Here is a 6,938-nt window from a genome sequence, read left to right on the forward strand (position 1 = left end):
ACGTACCCGCAGCCCAGGGCCAGCGTCACGCCGATGCCGACGAAGCCGGCCACGGCCGAGTCGACGGCGGCCGAGACCAGCACGCCGACGACCGCGGCGAGGTCGAGGTGGAGCATCTTCTCGGCCGAGCGGTGCAGCAGCCGGCGCGGCGGGGCGTCCGGGATGCGGACGCGGGAGGCCAGGTCGACATTGCGGGTGGCGACCGGCATCCGGCGGCGGTTGCGGATCAGGGTGACCAGGGCGCCGTGCGGGGCCTGGAGGCCGTAGAAGGCGATGAAGCAGGCGATCGCGCCGTAGAAGATCAGGTCGTCCGAGAGGGACAGCCGGGCCAGCAGCAGCACCAGGAGCAGCTGCCGGATCAGGAAGCGGATCGACAGACCGGCCCGGACCTTGCTGAGCCGGTTGATCAGGTAGCTGCCCTTGCGGTGCAGATAGTGGTCCGCCAGATACGTCGCGGCGGCCGCGGCCGCGAAGGCGGGAACGCTCGGGACGAGCGCGGCCAGCATGAGCACCGGGAAGCCCAGCATCATGAGGGCCGCCGCGGCCAGCTCGGCCGCGCTGCCCACCCTGGCGACGCGTATAGCGGTGGAAATCACTTGGGAAACCTGCTCTTGGAGGGGGATGCCGGTTTTGTTCGCGTACGGATTCAGGCCTCTGCGAACAACCCGTGAACGGGCGCACACAGAGGCCTGAATTACCGAATTCTAATGGGCGTCAATTATTACACGCCGTCCTGACGGTCCAGGACGCCGGCCAGCGCCTGCTCGAAGCCGGAGGCCCTGCTCGCGTCGGCCGTCGGGTCCTGCTGGCGGACGTCGATGACATGGCCGGTCAGCTCGGACAGCAGCACGTCGAGCGAGGTGCGGGCCACGGCCTCGGAGGACAGCAGCGTGCCCGCCGGCTCCTGGCCGAACGCCTTGGTGCGCATCGGGGTGGCGGTGCGCTCCGGGTTGATGCAGTTGACGCGGATGCCGTCGCCGGCCCACTCGTCGGACAGGGCCTGGGTGAGGTTCACCATGGCGGCCTTGGTCGAGGAGTAGAGGCTGTACTCGGCGCGGCCGCGGGTGTAGCTGCTGGAGGTGTACAGCAGCAACTGGCCCTTGGTCTCGGCGAGGTACTTGTAAGCAGAACGGGCGATCTGCACCGGCGCCAGGTAGTTGACCTTCAGCGCCTCCTCGATGGTGGCGTTGTCGGTCTCGGCCAGCTTGCCGATGCGCAGCACACCCGCCGTGTTGACGACGTAGTCGATGCGCCCGGTCTCGGCGTACGCCTTGGACAGCGCGTCGTCGACCTCCTCCGGGTTCTCGACGTGCGTGCCGGTGGTGGAGCGGCCCAGCGCGTAGACGTTCGCGCCGTAGGACCCGGCGAGTTCGCAGATGTCCTTGCCGATGCCGTACGAACCGCCGAAGACGACCACGGTCTTGCCGGTGAGCAGCTCGCGGTAGGCCTCCTCGCCGTTCTGCTCCGGCGCGGCCGTGGAGGCGAGCTGGAACAGCTTGTCGGCGATGAAGACGTCGACGGGCTGGGTGACCTTCATGTTGTACTCGTCGCCCGCGACGACGTGGATCGGCACGTCCGGCAGGTACTTGAGCACGACCGTGCAGTCGTCCGTGGCCTGGAAGTTGGGGTCGCCGGCCGCGACCTCGTAGGCCCGCTTGATCGTGGACAGCTTGAAGGCCTGCGGAGTCTGGCCGCGGCGCAGCCGGGAGCGGTCCGGGATCTCGGTGATGAACTCGCCGTCCTCACCGTGCGTGCGGGTCACGATGATGGTGTCCGCGGACGGGATGGCGACGTCGACGGCCTGGTAGCGCTGCAGTGCGGCCACGCAGTCGTCGATGACGCGCTGCGACAGCAGCGGACGTACGGCGTCGTGGAAGAGGACGTTGAGGTCCTCGCCCTCGGCCAGGCCCTCACCGAGAGCGGAGATGGCGCGCTCGGTCGTCTCGTTCCGCGTCGAGCCGCCCTCGATGATCCTGGAGACCTTCGTGAACCCGGCCTTGGCGACGATCTTCTCCACGTCGGGCACATAACCCGGCGCCATCAGCACGATGATGTCGTCGATCGAGTCGGCCTTCTCGAAGGTGGTCAGCGTGTGCTCGATGACTGCCTTGCCGGCGATCTTCAGCAGCTGCTTCGGGATCGACAGACCCACGCGCTGACCGGTACCGCCGGCCAGGATCACTGCGGTGGTACGGGGCTTGGCTATGTGCTGTGACACAGGTGACCTACCTTGGGGCGACTGGGAACTTGCAAATGGTCCCACTCCGGGTAACCGCGATGCAAGGTGAGCGATGGCCACCGCATATGTGCGCGCAACCTGTCATTCACCTTGCGGCCCTGGTGAACCGGCGAGACCTTCCATGGACACCTCGGGAATTGCTGTGAGTAACTCCACAGGGAGTTGGCGATTGCCGAGAGTGACCTGGTGACGGCTCAGCGACGCCGCAGCGCCGTTTGACGCAGCGGTGCCCGAGGGCCTTCACCAGTTCCTTGGAAGACGTCTGGTGAACGGTACGCGACGTGACGGGTGCCGTGTGCCGCACGGGCGCCGCGGCAGCGCCGGATCACCGAGGACCCGTATGCAGATCTTCACGTCCTGCGGCGACGGGCTGCACGTGTTCTTCATGTGCATCACAGCGCCATTGCGTATCAGCCGCGAATACAGCCCGGCCGGCAGCTCATTGGCGCGGAATTCCTGGTCAAGATTCCGCAGCATTTCGGTCTCGGCGAGGGTAAGGGAAACGCCCTGGGACTCCGGTGAGGCCCAGGGCGTATCCCGTACGGCTCGTCAGACCAGCCGCACTCCGGGCCGGCCCGCCTCGACCCGCAGCCGGGCCAGTGTGCTCGGTGTCGCCTTCGGCTGCCGCACCGTGTCGACGACCCGGACCCGCGCGTCGATGCCGTCGCGGCGGATGTCGAAGAGGTGGTAGCCGCGGTGGGCGTCGAGCAGCTTCCAGTGCGGGTTGTCCGGCATGCGCGGGTCCCACTCCTTGCGGAAGGCGGTCTGGTCCTGGTCACCGTTGCTGGAGATGGAGGTGCCGACGAACTCGGCGCCGACGACGGCGGAGTCCGGGTCGGCGAAGTCCTCCTTCAGGTCGCTGATCATCGTCAGGTGCCGGTCACCGGTGAGCACGACCGGGTTGCTGACGCGCTTGAACTCCTTCAGGAACTGGTTGCGTTCGGCCTGGTAGCCGTCCCAGGCGTCGTAGAACCACTGCTTGCCCTCGCCGACCAGCAGATCGGTCTCGGCCATCATGATCTGCGAGGCGATCAGGTTCCAGCGGGCGGGCGAGTTGTGCAGGTTGTTCAGCAGCCACTGCTTCTGGTCCGCGCCGAGCATGGTGAGCGACGGGTCCATGGCACCGGCCTGGCTGGTCGCCTGGTCGCTGCGGTACTGCCGGGTGTCCAGCACGTTGAGCCGGGCCAGGCGGCCGAACTCCAGGTGGCGGTACATCCGGATGTGGGGGCCGTTCGGGAGGGCGCTCGCACGGACCGGCATGTGCTCGTAGTACGCCTGGTAGGCCGCGGTCAGCCGGGCCACGAACGCGTCGTGCGGCTGCTTGTCGGGGTCCTGCGGGATGTCGCCGGCGAAGTCGTTGTCGACCTCGTGGTCGTCGAAGGTGACCACGAACGGGGCGTTCGCGTGCATCGCCTTCAGGTCCGGGTCGGTGCGGTACTGGGCGTACCGGTTGCGGTACTGGGTGAGGCTGTACGGCTCACCGGTCCCCTCGTGCCGGCGCAGGGCCGTCGCCGACGGTACGGACTCGTAGATGTAGTCGCCGACGAACACCACGACGTCCGGGTCCTGGGCCAGCATGTCGGCGTACGGCGTGAAGTAGCCGTGCTGCCAGTTCTGGCAGGAGGCGAGCGCAACGCGCAGGGTGCCGCCGGAGCTCTGCCGGCTCGGTGCGGTGCGGGTGCGGCCGGTGGGCGAGAGCTGACCGCCGGTGCGGAAGCGGTACCAGTGGTCACGCCCCGGACGCAGCCCCCGTACATCCACATGAACGCTGTGCCCGTACTCGGGCCGCGCCTGGGCGACTCCACGCCGCACGCCCCTGCTGAACCGCGCGTCCTCGGCGATCTCCCACTCCACCGACACCATGCGCTCGGGCATGCCGCCGCCGTTCAGCGGGTCGGGGGCGAGCCGGGTCCACAGCACGATGCCGTCGGGCAGCGGGTCGCCGGAGGCCACACCGAGGCTGAACACCCCGTCGGGCAGCGGGGTTTCGGCCGCTCTGGCGGCGGACGGCAGCCACAGCTGGGCGGAGGCGGCGGCGCCGAGCACGGCGGCTGATGCGGTCAGAAAGCGGCGTCGGTCGGGCGAAACGGCACCGGTCATCGGCGAACTCCCTTGCCTCGCTGGCCTCTTGGACAAGGGGAAGCTCACGCGCCCGGACGGTCCGCCCGCTGAACTCAGAGATGCGCGTGCATGACAAGCAAGGAGACAACAGAAGACCCGTCACGGCCCGGGAAACGCTCCCTTGCCGCAACGGGTCGGACGGTCGATCAGCGGGCGAACGCCAGTTTTAGAACGGCTCGAAGTCGTCGAACTCCTGCTGCGCCTCGTCCCGCTCGGCCTGCCGGTCCCGGCGCCGCTGCACCGCCGGCCGCTGCGCCTCCAGGCGGTGGTCCTCGCCACGCCGGCCCAGCATTTCCGCGCCGGCCATGACGGTCGGCTCCCAGTCGAAGACGACGGCGTTCTCCTCGGGTCCGATGGCGACACCGTCCCCGGCACGGGCGCCGGCCTTGACCAGCTCCTCCTCGACACCGAGCCGGTTGAGCCGGTCGGCGAGGTAACCGACGGCCTCGTCGTTGCTGAAGTCGGTCTGCCGCACCCAGCGCTCCGGCTTCTCACCGCGCACCCGGAACAGGCCGTCGTCCTCGCGTACGACCGTGAAGCCCGCGTCGTCCACGGCCTTCGGCCGGATGACGATCCGCGTCGCCTCCTCCTTCGGCCGGGCCGCCCGCGCCTTGGCGACCAGCTCGGCGATCGCGTACGACAGTTCCTTGAGCCCCGTGTGCGCCACCGCCGACACCTCGAAGACACGGTAGCCACGCGCCTGAAGATCCGGCCGCACCATCTCGGCGAGGTCCTTGCCGTCCGGGACGTCGATCTTGTTCAGGACGACCATCCGCGGCCGGTTGTCGAGCCCGCCGTACTCGCGCAGCTCGGCCTCGATGACGTCGAGGTCGGAGACGGGGTCGCGGTCGGACTCCAGCGTCGCCGTGTCCAGCACATGCACGAGCACGCTGCACCGCTCCACGTGCCGCAGGAACTCGAGGCCGAGCCCCTTGCCCTGGCTGGCGCCCGGAATCAGTCCGGGCACGTCGGCGATGGTGTACACCGTCGAACCGGCGGTCACGACACCGAGGTTGGGCACCAGCGTGGTGAACGGGTAGTCCGCGATCTTCGGCTTGGCGGCGCTCAGCACGGAGATCAGCGACGACTTGCCGGCGCTCGGATAGCCGACGAGCGCCACATCGGCGACCGTCTTCAGCTCCAGGACGACGTCCTGCACATCCCCCGGCTCACCGAGCAGCGCGAACCCGGGCGCCTTGCGCCGCGCCGAGGCCAGCGCCGCGTTGCCGAGCCCGCCCCGGCCGCCCTGCGCGGCGACGTACGACGTCCCCTGCCCGACCAGGTCGGCGAGGACGTTGCCCGCCTTGTCGAGCACGACGGTTCCGTCCGGCACCGGCAGGATCAGGTCCTGGCCGTCCTTGCCGGAGCGGTTTCCGCCCTCGCCGGGCTTGCCGTTGGTGGCCTTGCGGTGCGGGGAGTGGTGGTAGTCGAGCAGGGTGGTGACCGACTGGTCGACGGTGAGGATGACGTCGCCGCCACGCCCGCCGTTGCCACCGTCGGGCCCGCCCAGCGGCTTGAACTTCTCACGGTGGACGGAGGCACAGCCGTGGCCTCCGTTACCCGCGGCGACATGCAGTTCGACGCGGTCCACGAAGGTGGTCATGGGATGTGCCTCCTGGGGGTCCCCCCGGCCGAAGGCTGGGGGAGTACGAAAAAGTCTTATCGAATGAAACACGCGAAAGGCGGACCCTCTTCCCCGTAGGGAAGTGAGGTCCGCCTCGCGAAAGTTTCCGATCAGGCGACCGGAACGATGTTCACGACCTTGCGGCCACGGCTGGTGCCGAACTCCACCGCACCGGCCTGCAGCGCGAACAGCGTGTCGTCGCCGCCACGGCCGACGCCCGCACCGGGGTGGAAGTGGGTACCGCGCTGGCGGACCAGGATCTCGCCCGCGTTGACGACCTGACCGCCGAAGCGCTTCACGCCGAGGCGCTGAGCGTTGGAGTCACGACCGTTACGGGTGGACGATGCGCCCTTCTTGTGTGCCATCTCTCCTCAGTCCCTTACTTCGCAGCCGCGGGGATCTCAGTGACCTTGATCGCCGTGTACTGCTGGCGGTGGCCCTGACGACGGCGGTAGCCGGTCTTGTTCTTGTAGCGCAGAATGTCGATCTTCTGCCCCTTGTGGTGGTCCACGACCTCGGCCTGGACCTTGATGCCGGCCAGCACCCACGGGTCGCTGGTCACAGCGTCGCCGTCGACAACGAGCAGGGTCGAGAGCTCGACCGTGTCGCCAACCTTGGCAGTGGAAATCTTGTCAACCTCAACGATGTCGCCGACAGCAACCTTGTGCTGGCGACCACCGCTGCGCACGATGGCGTACACGCGGATCTCACTCTCTCGCTCGGGAACGGCACCCCCGCAGTCCAGCCGCCCGCGGCAGGCGGGCAGCCTCTCCCGGTCACGCCGTGCCCGGGAGGAAGAGGTTTACGGGGATGTGGCGCGTCTGTGGACACGCCGACGGTCAAGGTTACGGGGCCGTGGCCGAAGGGGTCAAACCGGGCCGGGCCCGTGCGGTGTGCGGCCGGTCACCCGGCAGCACACCGCACACGGACGTCAGTCCTCGTCGGTGGAGGCCG

The 6,938-nt window shown here is 68.7% G+C and carries 5 protein-coding genes and 1 pseudogene; all 6 read right to left on the minus strand.

The genetic code is table 11. From position 1 onward, the window contains the following. Positions 1-596 (minus strand): annotated as a pseudogene (locus ACTWQJ_RS43565) (hypothetical protein); the annotation flags it as partial. Between the two features lie 125 nt (positions 597-721). Beyond that, positions 722-2,218, minus strand: coding sequence for a D-ribitol-5-phosphate cytidylyltransferase (locus tag ACTWQJ_RS43570; RefSeq protein WP_443311934.1), 1,497 nt, complete (start codon positions 2,216-2,218; stop codon positions 722-724). A 570-nt stretch (positions 2,219-2,788) separates the two neighbouring features. Beyond that, positions 2,789-4,339 (minus strand): alkaline phosphatase D family protein, encoded by a 1,551-nt coding sequence (locus ACTWQJ_RS43575; RefSeq protein ID WP_443311935.1) that lies wholly within the window; start codon positions 4,337-4,339, stop codon positions 2,789-2,791. A 187-nt stretch (positions 4,340-4,526) separates the two neighbouring features. Further along, positions 4,527-5,963: a GTPase ObgE gene (obgE, locus tag ACTWQJ_RS43580; RefSeq protein ID WP_443311936.1), complete on the minus strand. Its 1,437-nt coding sequence runs from the start codon at positions 5,961-5,963 to the stop codon at positions 4,527-4,529. A gap of 131 nt (positions 5,964-6,094) precedes the next feature. Further along, positions 6,095-6,349 (minus strand): 50S ribosomal protein L27, encoded by a 255-nt coding sequence (gene rpmA, locus ACTWQJ_RS43585; RefSeq protein WP_030051735.1) that lies wholly within the window; start codon positions 6,347-6,349, stop codon positions 6,095-6,097. A gap of 14 nt (positions 6,350-6,363) precedes the next feature. Next, entirely contained in the window at positions 6,364-6,684 is a 321-nt protein-coding gene (gene rplU / locus ACTWQJ_RS43590; RefSeq protein WP_004931419.1) for a 50S ribosomal protein L21, read from the minus strand. Positions 6,685-6,938: the final 254 nt, after the last annotated feature.

Origin of the sequence: Streptomyces sp. KR55 (genome assembly GCF_052245645.1) — a bacterium.
GTDB classification, from domain to species: Bacteria; Actinomycetota; Actinomycetes; order Streptomycetales; family Streptomycetaceae; genus Streptomyces; species Streptomyces flavusporus.

What these genes read in the sequence shown, in the direction of transcription:
- obgE (WP_443311936.1), bottom strand. Translation starts at nt 5,963, where the DNA reads ATGACCACCTTCGTGGACCGCGTCGAACTGCATGTCGCCGCGGGTAAC.
- ACTWQJ_RS43575 (WP_443311935.1), bottom strand. Translation starts at nt 4,339, where the DNA reads ATGACCGGTGCCGTTTCGCCCGACCGACGCCGCTTTCTGACCGCATCA.
- rpmA (WP_030051735.1), bottom strand. Translation starts at nt 6,349, where the DNA reads ATGGCACACAAGAAGGGCGCATCGTCCACCCGTAACGGTCGTGACTCC.